14 protein-coding genes are annotated in these 17,136 nt (G+C 34.0%); 11 read left to right on the forward strand and 3 right to left on the reverse strand.

The window, feature by feature from the left end:
* The first annotated feature begins 10 nt into the window (after nucleotides 1-10).
* The 3 genes from A8975_RS10225 to A8975_RS10235 all read left to right on the forward strand — a co-directional run bounded on the left by A8975_RS10225 (nucleotide 11) and on the right by A8975_RS10235 (nucleotide 2,400).
* Nucleotides 11-457, forward strand: a complete 447-nt coding sequence (locus A8975_RS10225; protein WP_134200283.1) for a type I restriction enzyme HsdR N-terminal domain-containing protein — start codon at nucleotides 11-13, stop codon at nucleotides 455-457.
* Nucleotides 454-1,434 carry a glycosyltransferase family 2 protein gene (locus A8975_RS10230; RefSeq protein ID WP_134200285.1) on the forward strand — a complete coding sequence of 327 codons (981 nt, stop codon included), beginning with the start codon at nucleotides 454-456 and terminating at the stop codon, nucleotides 1,432-1,434. Before A8975_RS10225 ends, A8975_RS10230 begins: the two co-directional genes overlap by 4 nt.
* Before the next feature lie 105 nt (nucleotides 1,435-1,539).
* Nucleotides 1,540-2,400, forward strand: a complete 861-nt coding sequence (locus A8975_RS10235) for an OmpA family protein (RefSeq protein WP_134200287.1) — start codon at nucleotides 1,540-1,542, stop codon at nucleotides 2,398-2,400.
* Between the two features lie 51 nt (nucleotides 2,401-2,451).
* Here A8975_RS10235 and A8975_RS10240 read toward each other — a convergent pair whose 3' ends face one another.
* Nucleotides 2,452-3,072, reverse strand: coding sequence for an L-threonylcarbamoyladenylate synthase (locus tag A8975_RS10240; protein WP_129760575.1), 621 nt, complete (start codon nucleotides 3,070-3,072; stop codon nucleotides 2,452-2,454).
* A 148-nt stretch (nucleotides 3,073-3,220) separates the two neighbouring features.
* On the opposite strand from A8975_RS10240, the gene A8975_RS10245 reads away from it, so the two are divergent.
* Together A8975_RS10245 and A8975_RS10250 are read left to right on the forward strand one after the other, a co-directional pair.
* A complete protein-coding gene (locus A8975_RS10245) occupies nucleotides 3,221-4,180 on the forward strand; it encodes a hypothetical protein (protein ID WP_134200289.1) in 960 nt (319 codons plus the stop codon).
* On the forward strand, nucleotides 4,177-5,136 hold the full coding sequence (locus A8975_RS10250; RefSeq protein ID WP_134200291.1) for a hypothetical protein: 960 nt from the start codon (nucleotides 4,177-4,179) through the stop codon (nucleotides 5,134-5,136). Before A8975_RS10245 ends, A8975_RS10250 begins: the two co-directional genes overlap by 4 nt.
* Here the strand turns inward: A8975_RS10250 and A8975_RS10255 are convergent, their stop codons facing one another.
* Nucleotides 5,137-7,449 carry an ATP-dependent helicase gene (locus A8975_RS10255; RefSeq protein WP_131507582.1) on the reverse strand — a complete coding sequence of 771 codons (2,313 nt, stop codon included), beginning with the start codon at nucleotides 7,447-7,449 and terminating at the stop codon, nucleotides 5,137-5,139.
* A 147-nt stretch (nucleotides 7,450-7,596) separates the two neighbouring features.
* Here A8975_RS10255 and A8975_RS10260 point away from each other — a divergent pair, with 147 nt between their 5' ends.
* From A8975_RS10260 to A8975_RS10270, 3 genes are read left to right on the forward strand one after another with little or no spacing between them, the layout of a single operon-like run.
* The gene (locus tag A8975_RS10260; protein WP_129760573.1) at nucleotides 7,597-8,865 is read left to right on the forward strand and encodes an amidohydrolase; all 1,269 of its coding nucleotides are present in this window, start codon (nucleotides 7,597-7,599) and stop codon (nucleotides 8,863-8,865) included.
* A gap of 2 nt (nucleotides 8,866-8,867) precedes the next feature.
* Nucleotides 8,868-10,439, forward strand: a complete 1,572-nt coding sequence (locus A8975_RS10265; protein ID WP_134200293.1) for an FMN-binding glutamate synthase family protein — start codon at nucleotides 8,868-8,870, stop codon at nucleotides 10,437-10,439.
* Nucleotides 10,440-10,454: 15 nt separating this feature from the next.
* The gene (locus A8975_RS10270; protein WP_129760571.1) at nucleotides 10,455-10,976 is read left to right on the forward strand and encodes a hypothetical protein; all 522 of its coding nucleotides are present in this window, start codon (nucleotides 10,455-10,457) and stop codon (nucleotides 10,974-10,976) included.
* Between the two features lie 7 nt (nucleotides 10,977-10,983).
* Here A8975_RS10270 and A8975_RS10275 read toward each other — a convergent pair whose 3' ends face one another.
* Nucleotides 10,984-11,868, reverse strand: a complete 885-nt coding sequence (locus A8975_RS10275; protein WP_129760569.1) for a patatin family protein — start codon at nucleotides 11,866-11,868, stop codon at nucleotides 10,984-10,986.
* 85 nt (nucleotides 11,869-11,953) lie between these two features.
* On the opposite strand from A8975_RS10275, the gene recG reads away from it, so the two are divergent.
* From recG to A8975_RS10290, 3 genes are all read left to right on the forward strand, one after another.
* Nucleotides 11,954-14,092, forward strand: coding sequence for an ATP-dependent DNA helicase RecG (recG, locus tag A8975_RS10280; protein WP_134200295.1), 2,139 nt, complete (start codon nucleotides 11,954-11,956; stop codon nucleotides 14,090-14,092).
* Nucleotides 14,093-14,498: 406 nt separating this feature from the next.
* On the forward strand, nucleotides 14,499-16,055 hold the full coding sequence (locus A8975_RS10285; protein ID WP_134200297.1) for an Eco57I restriction-modification methylase domain-containing protein: 1,557 nt from the start codon (nucleotides 14,499-14,501) through the stop codon (nucleotides 16,053-16,055).
* Entirely contained in the window at nucleotides 16,048-16,983 is a 936-nt protein-coding gene (locus A8975_RS10290) for a BsuBI/PstI family type II restriction endonuclease (RefSeq protein WP_134200299.1), read from the forward strand. The genes A8975_RS10285 and A8975_RS10290 overlap by 8 nt, the downstream gene beginning before the upstream one ends.
* The last annotated feature ends 153 nt before the right edge of the window (nucleotides 16,984-17,136 follow it).

Here is a 17,136-nt window from a genome sequence, read left to right on the forward strand (position 1 = left end):
AATTTGTAGTGTGCAAAAACTAAATTTTCCTACATACTCGTTTCGATTCAAAAATAACGAAAATAAAGTTTCTATTTTTGATGCTATTCGCAAAAAATTTGTGGTTTTACAACCTGAAGAATGGGTAAGACAACATTGTTTACAGTTTTTAATTGAAGAGAAAAAATATCCAAAATCTTTAATTAATGTTGAAAAAGAATTAACGGTCAACGATTTACGAAAACGCTACGATATAGTCGTTTATAACCCAAACGGACAAATACATTTGGTTGTAGAATGTAAAGCACCAAAAATTAATATCGACCAAACTGTCTTTGATCAAATTGCACGTTACAATTTAGAGTTAAACGCAACCTATTTAATGGTTACCAACGGAATTAACCATTATTATTGCCAAATGGACTTTGAAAATGAACGCTACGTGTTTTTAAGAGACATTCCTGAATATCAAAAATGAAAATAGCTGTCGTCATACTTAATTGGAACGGAAAGAAACTTTTAGAACAGTTCTTACCATCGGTTGTTGCTTATTCTCAAAATGCTGATATTTACGTAGCTGATAATGCTTCAACAGATAACTCCGTTGAGTTTTTAAAAACAGAATATCCTAACATTAAAGTTATTGTCAATTCTACAAATGGTGGTTATGCCAAAGGCTATAACGATGCTCTTAATACTATTGATGCTGATGTATTTTGTTTACTCAATAGCGATGTAGAAGTAACTCCTAATTGGCTTACACCTATTCAAGAGGCTTTTAGCAACGATAAAAACATTGCCATTGCGCAGCCAAAAATTTTAGATTACAAACAAAAAGACCATTTTGAATATGCTGGAGCTGCAGGAGGCTATCTAGATAAATATGGTTACCCTTTTTGCAGAGGTCGCATCTTCAACACTCTTGAAAAAGATAATGGTCAATACAATGATATTGCTACTATTTTTTGGGCAACAGGTGCTTGTTTATTTATAAAGCGATCTGTTTTTGGAGAACTCAATGGATTTGATGAAGACTTTTTTGCCCACATGGAAGAAATTGATTTGTGCTGGAGAGCCTACAACAAAGGGTATACAACAAAATACATTGGCACATCAAGTATATACCATGTTGGTGGTGCAACACTGAAAAATTCTAATGCAAAAAAAACGTATTTAAACTTTAGAAATAGTCTTTATACCTTAGTTAAAAATGCTCATGGCTCAATAATACCAAAAGTGTTTACTAGGTTACTTTTAGATGGTGTAGCTGGCATCAAGTTTTTACTAGAGTTTAAGCCTCAGCATTTTTTAGCAATCATTAAAGCACACTTTGCATTTTACGCAAAACTACCTAAGCTTTTAAAATTTCGAAATTCACAAAAAAAGAAAGAAAATTACTACCATAAAAAATCTATAGTGTGGTCTTATTACGTAAATAAGGATAAAAGATTTTAATTGTTTATAAAATTGTTAAAGTTTTTGTTAACATATACCAAACGGAGTAATCTTTTATATAATTTTGGTATGTTAAATTACAAATTATTTAATCACACACTAATTATGAAAAAACTAATGTTATTAAGTGTTTCAGCCATGTTGCTTTTTGGATCATGTGTATCTAAAAAAGAATATGCAGCACTTGAAGCGAAACAACAAGAAACACAAGACCTATTAAATACTGCAACTGTTAAATTAAACAGCTGTTTATCTGATAAGGCTTCTGCGATTGCAAGAGCTGAAGCTTTAGAAGACAGAATTTCTGACTTAAAAAAATCTAACGACAACCTAATTCAAAGTAACAAGGATTTAACTATTCTTACTTCAAAAGGTGCTTCTAACGTTGAAAAAACTTTAGAAAGCATGAAAGAAAAAGACCTTAAAATCTCTCGTTTACAAGATGCTATCACTAAAAAAGATAGTGTAATGTTGGCTTTAGTAACTAGCTTGAAAAAAGAAGTTGGTATTAACGATCCTGACATTGAGGTAAACGTAGAAAAAGGAGTTGTATTTATTTCAATTGCTGACAAACTTTTATTTAAAAGCGGAAGTTATGTTGTAAACGAGCGCGCTAAAGAAGTTTTAGGTAAAGTTGCCAAGGTAGTTAACAGCAAACCAAACTTTGAGTGTATGGTAGAAGCACACACTGACCCTGTTCCTTACAACAAACCACCATTGGTTGACAACTGGGATTTAAGTGTTAAACGTGCTACATCTGTAGTTCGCGTACTTGAAGATTTAGGTGTTTCTTCATCTAAACTTATTGCTGCAGGACGTGCAGAGTTTGTTCCTATTGCATCTAATGACACTGCTGAAGGTAAAGCAGCTAACCGTCGTACTAGAATTGTGATTTTACCAAAAATCGATGAGTTCTACGATATGATTGAAAAAGAAATGAAAAACTTAGAAGCTGGTACTAACTAATTGCTTCTTTATAGAAAAAGAAAAGCTCAACCAATGGTTGAGCTTTTTTATTTAAAATATCTCCAAACTTCCTTTACCTTCCCTAACAATGATTGGTTCTTCTTCTGAAAGGTCAATAACAGTGGACGCTTCATTATCACCATAACCTCCATCAATTACCAAATCAACTCGGTTATTCCATTTCTCCAATATAAGTTCAGGATCAGTTGTATATTCCAAAACTTCATCTTCATCACGTATAGATGTTGAAATAATAGGGTTACCTAATTGCTTCACAATTTCTAAGGCAATAGTATTGTCAGGCACACGAATACCTACTGTCTTTTTCTTTTTAAAAGCATTTGGTAAGGTCTTCGCTCCTGGTAAAATAAACGTATAAGGACCAGGTAATGCTCGTTTTAAAATCTTAAAAGTTGTGGTATCTATTTGCTTAACATAGTCGCTTAAATTGCTTAAATCATGACAAATAAATGAAAAGTTAGCTTTATCTAACTTTACGTTTTTTATTTGAGCAATACGCTCTAAAGCCTTAGTATTTGTAATATCACAACCTAAACCATAAACCGTATCTGTTGGATAAATAATCAATCCACCATTTTTAAGCACCTTAATCACTTTAGCAATTTGCTTAGGATTAGGATTCTCCGCATAAATTTTCACAAATTCAGCCATAAATATGTATCTTACAGTTACATTACAAAGTAAAGCATTTTTATGATGTAATGCATATAAACCAATTTTGATACTAATTAAAACACCTACAAAAGCACATTTACTATAAAAACATGTAACAATATTCAATTTTTAGAGTCTTAACTATATGCAAAAGATACTACTCATAATCATACTTTTTATCACTACAGGAAAAGCGTTTTCCAATTTTAAAGTAGAGTATGTATCTTTTACCGAAGCTGAAATTATAAACGATTATACTACCAGAATTCCTTTTAAGCTTATTGACCATTTAATTGTTGTTGAAGCTAAACTGTTAGGAAAAGAAGGTAATTTTATAATAGATACTGGCTCTGAAACTTTAATTTTAAATAAAGTTCATTTCCCAACAAAATACAGTCACAATAAAAAGAAAAACGAAACATCTGGTGTAGTGAATATTGTTGACGACCCTTTAGAAAGACAACTCAGTCAGTTTGTAATTCAAAATTTGATTTTGGAAAACAAAACCTCTGATGTTATTGACCTTTCTCATATTGAAAGAACAAAAAAAATGAACCTTTTAGGTGTTATTGGTTATAACATACTGAAAGACTACGAAGTATTTATAGATTTATACTTAAACCAAATTACACTTACTAAAACAGATAGGTTTGGTGAAAAACTAGATAAGTATGTTTATCTAGAAAAAATAACAGATAGCATTGATTTCAAATTAAAAAACCATACTATTGTACTCAACGCAACGGTAAATGGTCAAAACTTAAAAATGGGATTGGATAGTGCTGCTGAGCTAAACCAAATAAACAAATCAGTTAGTAAAAAGGTTTTAAAATATTTCCATCCTAAAGAAAGACTCATGCTTACAGGAGCAAGTAATTCCAAAATTGAAGTTTTGGCAGGGAAATTGCATCGTGTTAAACTGAGTGAAACTATTTACTTTGGCCCAATGAACACAATATTGACCAATTTAAGTAAAATGAACGAAGCCTTCGGAACCAAGTTAGATGGTGTTTTAGGCTTTGAGTTTTTTCAGCAGAAAAGAACAATTATAAACTATAAAAAAGAAAAACTTTACTTCGTAAAGCATCCAAACATAAAGGATTGAAATTAGTCATAACATATTTATGCCTTTGCTTTTTAAGCTTAAACCTCGTAGCACAAAATGGCAACACTTTAGGCTACAAAATTGAAGGTGAAGAGGTCGTGTTTACTTTTGATGTTAGAGACTACAAAGAATACACCAATGAGCATACTGGCAGAAAGATGGATTTTAAAGACTTTGACATTGAAAATGTTGTCGTTTCTGGAGAATTCAACCTTTGGTCTAGAGACAAATGGAAAATGAACAAAGTAGGTGAATACACTTATGAATTAAGAAAAAAGCTTTCTGATTTTACTGATGAATTTTCTTGGGAGTTTAAGTTTGTAATAAACAATTCGTATTGGGCAGAACCTAGCAACAAGGTATCCAATATTGCTCCAGCAGTTGATAACTACGGAAACAATTACCACACATACAACCTTAAGATTTACACTGCTGTTCCTGATCCAAACGGAAATGCATGTTTTAAATTAAATGGCTATGAGAACGCAAAAAATGTAATCTTAAGTGGAAGTTTTAACCGTTGGGATGAACACTTATTTAAAATGACCAAAACAACTAATGGCTGGGAACTTACCCTAGATTTAAAACCAGGAGAATATCAATACAAGTTTATAGTTGACGGTAACTGGATAGAAGACCCTGACAATCCTTCTAAAAAAAGAAACGAGTATGATGGTTACAACTCTGTCATCAACATACAAGTTCCTGTTACATTCAATCTTTTTGGTTTTAAAAACGCTAACACTGTGATTCTTGCTGGTTCTTTTAATGATTGGAACGAGCACGAAATAAAAATGACCAAAACCGACAAAGGATGGACATCTACCATACTTCTATCTGGCGGAAAACATCACTACAAATACATTGTTGATGGCGAGTGGATTGTTGACCCAAACAACTCTATAAAAGAATATGATGGTTATGGACACATCAATTCTGTAAAAATGGTTAGATAATTAACCCAACACTTGCAATTTAGCAAATCGTAACAACAGCTTTTTCACACCTCCATTTTCAAAATTGATTTCTGCTTTTGTATCAGCGCCTTGACCTTCAATTTTAAGCACTTCGCCTTTACCAAACCTAATATGCTCCACAATATTTCCTACAGTAAGTTTACCATCAAACAGATTCACTCCATCGCTTGTGGTTTTTGATATAGGTTTCAATTTAGGTGGAGCTACAAACTTAGGAGGCTTGTTTTCAGATTTTCGCTTAATAGGTTTCTTAAAACGAATTTTATCAGGTTCAACATCACCAAAAATATCAGGATTCAACATAGGGTTTTGCCTTGGGTCGTTTACTGGAGTTAATACCTCTAAGTACTGATCATCAATTTCTTCAATAAATCGACTTGGTTCAGCATCAATTAATTTTCCCCAACGGTACCTCGAAAGTGTATAGGTTAAGTAAGCTTGCTTTTCTGCTCTAGTTAATGCCACATAAAACAAACGTCGCTCCTCCTCTAGTTCACTACGCGTATTCATGCTCATGGCACTCGGAAATAAGTCTTCTTCCATACCTACAATATACACATAAGGGAACTCCAAACCTTTAGCCAAGTGAATGGTCATTAATGCTACTCTATCGTCGTCACCTGTGTCATTATCTAAATCGGTAGCTAGAGCAACATCTTCTAAAAACTCGGTTAAAGAACCTGTAGTGTCTGCCAATTCTTTTTGTTCTTCAACAAAATCCTTAATACCATTTAAAAGTTCTTCAATGTTCTCCATTCTAGCGATACCTTCAGGAGTACCATCTTTATTGAACTCTCTTATCAATCCGCTAGCTTTAGTGACGTGTTCAGCAAGTTCAAAAGCATTAGCATTTTGGTTCATGACCTGAAAACTCTCAATCATAGTTACAAAATCCTGAAGTTTGCCTTTTGTACCAGAGTTGATTTTTATATCAACCTTATCCAGGTTTTGTAATACTTGAAATATTGAACGGTTATAACCATTTGCCGCAACCACCAATCTATCAATAGTGGTTTGCCCAATACCTCGTGCAGGAAAATTAATCACACGTTTAAGCGCTTCCTCATCGGCTGGATTAATAATCAACCTTAAATACGAAAGTACATCTTTAATCTCTTTACGTTGGTAAAAGGATAAACCTCCATAAATTCGGTATTCAATTCCTCGTTTTCGAAGCGCATCTTCCATAGCACGCGATTGCGCATTGGTACGATACAGTATGGCAAAATCTTTATTTTTAAGCTGATTATTCATCTTATTCTCAAAAATAGAACTCGCCACATAACGACCTTCGTCACCATCGGTCATTAAACGGTTAACCTTTATTTTAGGACCTTCATCATTAGCTGTCCAAACTACTTTATCTAGCTTGGTTTGGTTTTTATCAATAATAGAGTTTGCTGCATTAACAATGTTTTTTGTAGAACGGTAATTTTGCTCTAACCTAAACACTTTTACATCATCATAATCGCGTTGAAAATTCAAGATGTTATTAATGTTTGCACCACGAAACGCATATATACTTTGCGCATCATCACCAACCACACATATATTTTGAAAACGATCAGAAAGCGCTCTTACAATCAAATACTGCGAATGGTTGGTATCCTGATACTCATCAACCAAAATATATCTAAAACGATCTTGATATTTGGCAAGCACATCAGGAAAACGAGTTAAAAGCTCATTGGTCTTCAACAATAAATCATCAAAGTCCATAGCACCTGCCTTAAAGCATCTCTCTACATAGTTTTTATAAATATCACCTAATCTTGGTCGTCGAGCAGCAGTATCAGCTTCAATAAGCTCTGGATTGTTAAAATAGGCTTTAACTGTAATTAAGCTGTTTTTATACGAAGAAATTCTAGATCTTACTTGCTTGTACTTATATACATCTTTATCAAGATTCATTTCCTTAATGATTGAAGAAATCAATCGATCAGAGTCCTGTGTGTCGTAAATTGTAAAGTTACTTGGATAACCTAACCTATCGGCTTCAAACCTTAAAATTTTAGCAAAAACCGAGTGAAATGTTCCCATCCAAAGGTTTTTAGCTTCGCTATTTCCAACTATATCTGCAATACGCGATTTCATTTCGCGAGCAGCTTTATTTGTAAAGGTTAATGACAAAATATTAAACGCATCAACGCCTTGACTCATTAAATACGCTATTCTATAAGTAAGCACACGTGTTTTCCCTGAACCTGCTCCTGCTATTACAATCATAGGTCCATCTTTTTGCAATGTAGGTGCTAATTGTGCATCATTTAACTGACTTAAATACTTCTCCAATTCAATTTCATTTTAAAGTGTGAAAATAACCAATGTTACTTAGTTACATAAACAGTTTTATTAATAATTATAAACAATTAAAGTATTGTAAAAAGGCTTTGACAAATTTTAAATATATTTAGAGTTCAAAACGTAAATAGATACTTCATGAAATTTCTACCAGCTTTATGTTGCCTTATCATTTCAAGCGCATTTTCGCAAACAACTTTAGAACAAGATATTATTGATATTGAACCAAAAGTTATTGAATGGAGACATCATTTTCATCAAAATCCTGAATTGTCAAACCGAGAGTTTAAAACTGCTGAAAAAATTGCTGAACACTTAAAATCTTTAGGGTTTGAAGTGCAAACAGGAGTCGCAAAAACAGGAGTTGTAGGCATTTTAAAAGGTGACCTTCCAGGGAAAGTAGTGGCGCTTAGAGCTGATATTGATGCGTTGCCTGTTACCGAAAGAAATGATTTACCCTTTAAATCGGAAGTTAGAGATACCTTTTTAGGTACTGAAACTGGAGTAATGCATGCTTGCGGACACGATACGCACATTTCAATTTTAATGGGAGTTGCTGAAGTATTTTCAAAACATAAAGACAAGATTAAAGGAACTATTAAATTTATTTTTCAACCTGCTGAAGAAGGTCCTCCTCCTGGAGAAGAAGGCGGAGCGTCTTTAATGGTTAAAGAAGGCGTTTTAGAAAATCCAAAAGTGGATGCTATTTTTGGTCTTCATATTAACTCTGCAACTCCTGTTGGTACTATAAAATACAAACCTGGAGGTATGATGGCTGCTGTAGAGCGTTTTGTAGTGAATGTAAAAGGCAAGCAAACTCACGGTTCGCAACCTTGGGGAGGAGTGGATCCTATTTACATTTCTGCTAAAATTATTGATGGTTATCAAAGTATCATCAGTAGAGAATCTAATTTATTGGTTGAACCTGCTGTTATTACTGTTGGTAAAATTACAAGTGGTGTACGTTTTAATATTATTCCTGAAAGTGCTGAACTTATTGGGACTGTTAGAACTCTAGATGCTGATATGCGAACCAAAATCATTACGCGAATGACTGAAATGACTGAAACCATCGCCAAAGCTTATGGTGGTGAAGCAACTATTGAGTTTCAGGAAAACACACTTGTTACCTATAATGACCCAGATTTAACCTCACAAATGCTACCTTCGCTAGAAAAAGCAGCAGGAAAAGATAATGTTAAACTTATGAAAGCAGTTACAGGAGGTGAAGACTTCTCTTATTTTCAAGAAGTTGTTCCTGGACTTTACTTTTATTTAGGCGGAATGACACCAGGAAACACTGAAGCGTTTCCTCACCATACTCCAGATTTCAAAATTGATGACAATGGATTGATTTTGGGTGTTAAAGCCATGACATACTTAGCATTAGACTACTTAAACAATTAATAATGAATACGTTTTTAGATTTTATAAGCAGCATAAGCTGGTGGATGTGGATGTTAATCGTTTTAGCTTTAGTTGCTATAAGAGACATCTTTTTACAAAGAAAACACACCATAAGCCATAATTTCCCTGTTATTGGGCATTTTAGATATATTTTAGAACGCATTGGTCCCGAACTTAGACAATATCTTGTAGCAAACAATAGAGAAGAATTACCTTTTAACCGAATTGAACGAGGTTGGATTTATGCGTCTGCTAAAAAAGAAAACAACTACGAAGGGTTTGGAACTGACAGAGATATTTATTCGCATCATCACATCTTTATCAACAATGCAATGATGCCATATAAAATAGAAAAAGACCATCCTAATGCTGTTGACAAAACGTTTTTACCTTGTGCAAAGGTTATTGGTGCTTACAACAAGCGAAAAAAACCGTTCAGACCTGCGTCTGTAATTAATGTTTCAGCTATGAGTTTTGGTTCTTTATCTGCCAAAGCAGTTGAATCTCTCAACAAAGGTGTTCATATAGCTGGAGCATACCACAATACAGGTGAAGGTGGTTTGTCTCCTTACCACTGTAATGGTGGTGATGTCATGTTTCATTTTGGAACAGGCTATTTTGGAGTAAGAGATAGCGATGGTAACTTTTCAATGGAAAAATTAGTGCAGTTAGTTAATGATAATCCACATGTAAAAGCCATAGAAATTAAGCTTTCCCAAGGTGCAAAACCTGGAAAAGGTGGTGTACTTCCTGGAGCAAAAATCACTGAGGAAATTGCTCGCATACGTCACGTAGAAGTCGGTAAAGACGTGTTATCACCTCCTAACCATTCAGCGTTTTCAAACGTTCCTGAAATGGTTGACTTTATTGAAGCCATTGCTGAAGCAACAGGTTTGCCTGTAGGTATAAAAGCTGCTATTGGAAAACTAGACCAATGGGAAGAACTTGCTGATATAATGAAAACCAAAGGTCATGGACCAGACTTTATAACTGTAGATGGTGGCGAAGGTGGCACAGGTGCTGCTCCACCAAGTTTTGCAGACCACGTTTCATTACCTTGGGTTTATGGTTTTAGCGATTTATACAAACTATTTCAGAGAAAAGGTTTAAGTGAACGTATTGTATTTATTGGAAGTGGAAAACTAGGATTTCCTGCAAAAGCTGCAATGGCTTTTGCTATGGGAGTTGACTGTATTAACGTTGCCAGAGAAGCCATGATGAGTATTGGCTGTATCCAAGCACAAATTTGCCATACCAATCATTGTCCTAGTGGTGTTGCCACCCAAAGCAAATGGCTACAAAGTGGTATTGATGTAACTTTAAAATCACATCGATTAGCACAATATTTTAAAACCTTTAGAAAAGAGTTTATAGAAATTACACATTCCGCAGGTTACGAGCATCCTTGTCAGTTTAAAATGAGTGATATTGATGTAAATGTAGACGACCATAACCTGTCTAAAGAATTAGATTTAACCTATCACTACGAAAAAACTCCTGTGCCTTTTAAAAGTATGCAAGATTTAAAAGATTGTATATATTTGGGAGGTCAATATAAAAACCAAAACACCTAACCTAACTAAAACACTATGGAAGTTGAAAAAATATTTGAAGTATTATTGTATGCTGTTCCTGCCCTAATTACTGGAATGATTGCTTATTACTTTTTTAAAGAACACACTAAAAACGAAGATGGTAGAAGACGCTTTTTATTACATAAAGACATACAAGTAAACACACTTCCTATCCGCTTGCAAGCCTATGAAAGAATGGCTTTGTTTTTAGAGCGTATTACACCTTCAAAATTACTAATTAGAGTTATCCCAAATTCCTCAAATAAAGAAGATTATGAATCTTTAATTATAGCAACTATTGAGCAGGAGTTTGAGCATAATTTATCACAACAAATCTACATGACTGATGAATGCTGGAACATTATTGCAGCAGCAAAAAATGCCACTATTCAACTGATAAGAAAAGCAAGTCTTTTAGAAAAAACTGACACTGCCAATAAACTTAGAGAAGTTGTTTTAACCGAAATGATGGAAAAGCGAGCTCCTAGTGACGCTGCATTATCCTACATAAAACAAGAAGTAAGCGACATGTGGTAAAACTCCACTACCTTTCATTTCTTGCTTTAGCATAATCATAACCTAATTGCCACCATTTAGTCATCAAACGCTTACTGAAAATTAAGGAGTTTTCAGTAAGGTCTGTTGGCGTATAGTACAAATTCAGCTTTACGCCTTTATTTCGCGCTGCAAGCTTGCCTATAACTATATCATTACGCTCCACTTGGTTAAGCAAATGCCCAAATAGGTTAATCATTAATGAAAATGGATTTTTACCCAACACCTTCAACCTATCCATTTGTTCAGCTTCTAAAACAATAGCATCAATTTCAGTTGCTCCACGCTGTATAGCCTCGCGTATTGGCACTACACAACCCAAACCACCATCAGCATATTCATAACCGTTCACTTTTGCTAAAGACATAAACGGTATATAGTTACAAGAAATCCATATCCAATTACAAAACTCTTCATACGAGTAGTCGTTAATAGACTTGTACTCTACTGTGTTTTTAGAAAGGTTAGACACAGTCACCACAACATCCTCTTTGGTGTCTTTTATCTTTAAAAACTCTTCTTTAGTAAAATTCTTCCTAATATTCCTCCTTAGTGATTTACTCTCTCCAAAGGTGCGTTTCATTCGAATAAACTGCCATAAAGAGTTCACAAAATCAATAGACACAAACTCTCTTCCGTCTTTTTCACGCTGCACAAAAGGACTTACACTAAAAATATCACTCTGTTGCACATTAGTAAAAATATCATACAACTTACCAATATCGTTGACAGCCAAATGAGGTATTAACAAACTTCCTGTAGAAGTTCCTAAATACATATCGTAAGTTTTCCCCTGACCCTCAATAAGGTACTGCGCAACTCCTCCTGCATACGCACCTTTACTTCCGCCACCTGATATTACTAATGCTCGCATTTTATTTGTTTTCTGCTCGTTTTAGAGTTCCAAAATACAAAAAATCAAGTTTTATCTTTCAAGTATTAGAATTATATTCGTTACCATGAATACCAATCTTCAAACACCTATAGATTACCTTAAAGGCGTTGGACCAAATCGAGCCGATTTACTTCGTAAAGAGCTTGGTATTCACACCTATCAAGACCTAATCAACTTATTTCCAAATCGATACATTGACCGAACTCAATATTACAAAATTAATCAACTGCAACGCAACAACGCTGACGTACAGGTTATTGGAAGAGTTACTAGCTTTAAAGAAATCGCTCAAAAAAGAGGTAAACGGCTAGTTGCCACGTTTCAAGATGATACTGGAGTTATGGAGTTGGTTTGGTTTAGAGGTCAAAAATGGATTAGAGACAGCATAAAACCAAACACAACTTATGTGATTTTTGGAAAAACCAATTGGTTTAATGGCACATTTAGCATGCCTCACCCTGAAATGGAACTGCTTGAAGAACACGAAAAGAATTTGCGCTCTGCAATGCAACCTATTTATCCTTCAACTGAAAAGCTATCCAATAAAGGCATCACCAATAGAGTAATTAGTAAAATTATGCAGAATCTGTTCTTGGAAACCAAAGGCAGGTTTTTGGAAACCTTATCTGAAAATTTACTTTCAGAACTTAAATTACTCTCAAAAAGCGAAGCACTTTTTAACGTGCATTTTCCAAAAAACCAAGAGCTATTATCTCGTGCTCAATTCCGATTAAAATTTGAAGAATTATTCTACATCCAACTGCAACTTATTCTTAAAAATCTAATCCATAAATCAAAAATTAAAGGCTTTCCATTTGAAAAAGTTGGCGACTATTTCAACACCTTTTTCAAGGAACATTTACCCTTTGAATTAACCAATGCTCAAAAGCGAGTTCTCAAAGAAATTAGAGCCGATTTAGGCAGTAATGCACAAATGAACCGATTATTACAAGGTGATGTTGGTTCTGGAAAGACTATAGTTGCGCTAATGTCAATGTTAATCGCACTTGACAACGGTTTTCAAGCTTGTTTAATGGCTCCAACTGAAATTTTGTCAGTTCAGCACTATAACGGTTTATTGGAGTTTTGCAACAAATTGAATATCAGTATAAAATTATTAACTGGTTCAAGTAATACTTCAGAACGAAAAGAAATCCATGAAAATCTTGAAAATGGCAATTTACAGATTTTAATTGGTACTCATGCACTGCTTGAAGATAAGGTAAAATTTAAAAATTTAGGGCTTGCAATTATAGACGAACAACATCGATTTGGAGTCGAGCAAAGAAGCAAATTATGGAGAAAAGGCCCAGAGGCATCTTCTGATAATGAAAGAGCAACTACTCCAACTCCTCCACACATTTTAGTGATGACTGCAACACCAATTCCGCGAACTTTAGCAATGTCGGTTTATGGTGATTTAGACATCTCAGTAATTGACGAATTACCTCCAGGAAGACAGTCTATAAAAACAGTACATCGTTACGATAAAAACAGACTTCGTGTGTTTCAGTTTATAAGAGATGAAATTAAAAAAGGCAGACAAGTATATGTGGTATATCCATTAATTCAGGAAAGTGAAAAAATGGATTACAAAGACCTTATGGATGGTTACGAAAGCATTTCTAGAGACTTTCCTATGCCAGAATACCAAATCTCCATTGTACACGGAAAGATGAAACCAGCCGATAAGGATTACGAAATGCAACGTTTTGCTAAAGGCGAAACACAAATTATGGTTGCCACTACAGTAATTGAAGTTGGTGTAAACGTTCCTAATGCCTCTGTTATGGTTATTGAAAGCGCTGAACGCTTTGGGTTATCGCAATTACACCAGTTAAGAGGTCGTGTTGGTCGTGGTGCCGAACAAAGTTATTGCATTTTAATGACGAGCCATAAACTAAGCAACGATAGTAAACTACGCTTAGAAACCATGACCAGAACCAGTGATGGCTTTGAAATTGCCGAAGTAGACCTTAAACTTCGTGGTCCTGGTGATATTATGGGAACCCAACAAAGTGGCGTGCTCAACCTTAAAATTGCCGATATTGTTAAAGACAAAGACATCTTACAAAGCACTCGCTTTTATGCTAAACGCATTTTAAACAGCGACCCAACTCTAGGCTTACCAGAACACAAAGTGCTACTCCACACCTACAGGCAATTGAGCAAATACAAAAACATGTGGAATTACATTAGCTAAAAAAAAAGCCCAACTAAAATGTTGGACTTAAAAAACATAACTGCTCGTTTTTAATTGATTGATTGTCTTAAAATTAGACCATTACCTACCTCGCTGCTGTTAGCAATTTGTTAAAGTACTGTATACAACTGTTAATTAACGCTTTTTTAAGAATACACAATTGTCCATAATTGTTTAGAACTAATCACCATTTAGCATTGATTTAATGCTGAAAAATACCGAACTTCGTTTAACGGTAGATATAGATAATTAAAACTATCCATATCTTTATTATTGTGTTTCATACCGAAAAAAGCCAGCCGCACAAATAGCACATTTGTTTTTTTCCTCGCAAAATCCAACGCAATAAAAAACAAAAGAGCTATTTTTAGCCAACGCTCACGACTAAATTTGTAACTTTGGAACTATGCAAACAACGTTAGACATAGAAAAAAACAAAGACACTTTACCAAGCAAATTTGCTGATATACTTGGCGTTAAGTACACTTCTACTGTTTCTAAAGAACATAAAAAAGGAAAAGGACAATTCTTTACACCAACTGAAATTTCCAATTTTATGGGAAGTATTGCAACAGAACCGAATTCTAGAGATATTTCTATTCTTGACCCAGGTTGTGGAACTGCGATTTTGACTTGTTCGCTAATCGAAAAATTAATTGAATTTGATTTAAACTCAATCCAATTAGTTGCTTATGAAACTGACATTACACTTTTTCCTTATACAGAACAATCTTTACAACATTTAAAGCAATGGACTAAAGAAAGAGGAGTAAAATTCAGCTATACACTTTTGACAAGTGATTTCATTGAAGATATGGCAAAATCAATGGAAAATCACATTGAGACTTTTGATTATATAATTTCAAATCCACCATATTTTAAACTCGCGAAAGATGATAAAAGGGTTAAACTTTTACAGAATTTAGTAAAAGGTCAACCAAATATTTATTCATTCTTTTTAGCTGTTTCAGTTAATCTCTTAAAAAATGATGGAGAACTGATATATATTGTACCAAGAAGCTTCGCTTCTGGTCAATATTTCAATTCTTTTAGAGATTATTTTTTCAGTAATATCAATTTAAATTTTATTCACCTTTTTAAATCACGTAGTGAAACTTTTGACAGAGATAATGTTCTACAGGAGACTTTAATTTTAAAAGGAAGTAAAGACAATATAACAGAAGTTATTGTATCGACTTCAGAAGGTCTTAAAGATATTCAAGAGCCAATACAAAAGACGTTTGATGTTAGTGATTTAATCGATTTAAACTCTAAAGCAAAAATACTTCATCTTCCAACAACAGAATATGAAGAGAATGTAATCCATTTGTTTAAATCTTGGAATAACAAATTAATTGACTTTGGCATCCAAATTTCGACTGGTCCAGTAGTTTCATTTCGTTCCAGAGAATTTTTATTTGACAATTACCAAAACTCAACCGTTTTTTTAGCACCTCTTTATTGGTTGCATAACGTTACAAAAATGAAAGCTGAATGGCCAATTTTTGTTTCTAACAAAAGCCAATATATTAACAAAACAAAAGTTTCCAAAAAGATGCTGACCGTTAACAAAAACTATGTTTTTTTAAGACGATTTAGTTCTAAAGATGATAAAAGTAGATTAATAGCTTCACCTTATTTTTCGAGATTTAACGATAGTGATTTTATTGGAATTGAAAACAAACTTAATTACATATATAGACTTGATGGTGAGCTTCAAGAAAACGAAGCTGTTGGAATTTCCGCAATTTTAAACTCAAAAGTATTTGACACATACTTTAGGACTTTCAACGGAAATGTAAACGTTAGTGCTACAGAAATACGATTAATGCCATTTCCAACAATTGAAGTAATACGAGAAGTTGGTAATACACTTATTGAACAAAATGATTTTTCTCAAGAAAAAATCGATTCCATTGTTAATCAATGGTTAGAACAAAACATTTTAGCAAATAATGAATAAAATTGAAGAAGCCCAAATTATCCTAAAAGATTTAGGACTACCCAAATCACAGCAGAATGAAATGTCAGCAGTTACACTTTTAGCTCTTTGTAACATTAAAGAAACTGACAAATGGAAAGATGCCGAAAAAATAAGTCTTGGAGTTAGTAATGGTGTTATGAAATTCAGTTCCGATTTTTATGGTATGAACTATGCACCAAACTCAAGAGAAACATTTCGAAGAAAAGTTCTTCATCAATTTATACAAGCCAGAATTGTAAATTACAATCCAGATGACCCTACTATTCCAGTAAATAGTCCACGAGCTCATTATGGTATTGCAAAGGAAGCTTTAGCGGTTATTAAGACTTTCGGTTCGAAAAAATGGAATAAAAACGCAACTGAATTTAGAGCTTCAGTTGGAGATTTATCTAAAAAATATGCAAAAAGTAAAGCTGTAGCTCGAGTTCCTGTAAAATTGCCAAATGGAAAAACTTTAAAACTTTCACCTGGTAAACATAACGAAGTTCAAGCTGCTGTAGTTGAGCAATTTTTACCTGAATTTGCAGAAGGCAGTGAATTACTTTATTTAGGAGACACAGAAACAAAAGACCTTTATGCTGATAAAAAAACTTTAGCAGAAATAGGAATTCCAATCGACCAGCATAGCAAATTACCTGATGTTGTTTTATATCATCGTGAAAAGAATTGGCTTTATTTAATTGAAGCAGTTACATCTCACGGACCAGTTTCGCCTAAAAGAATGCACGAATTGGAGGAACTTCTTGAAAAGTGTGATGCAGGAAAAATATATGTTACTGCATTTCCAGACTTTTCGGAATTCAAAAAATGGTCGAAAAAGATTGCGTGGGAAACTGAAATATGGATTTGTGAAATGCCTAGTCATATGATTCATTTTAATGGCGACCGATTTATGGGTCCACGTTAAGCCAACGCTAAAAGCCATACACATTTACAGTCGCATCATCCAGGCTTCACCAAAACTGTAAAAGAGTATGTCTTTGCCAACGCTCGCAAGATTGCGGAATGAAAAGCCAGCAGGTAACAACGTATATAAAATAGCGGTTAAAGTGCTTAAACA

The sequence above is a fragment of the Meridianimaribacter flavus genome, from assembly GCF_004366715.1.
Taxonomy (GTDB): domain Bacteria; phylum Bacteroidota; class Bacteroidia; order Flavobacteriales; family Flavobacteriaceae; genus Gaetbulibacter_B; species Gaetbulibacter_B jejuensis.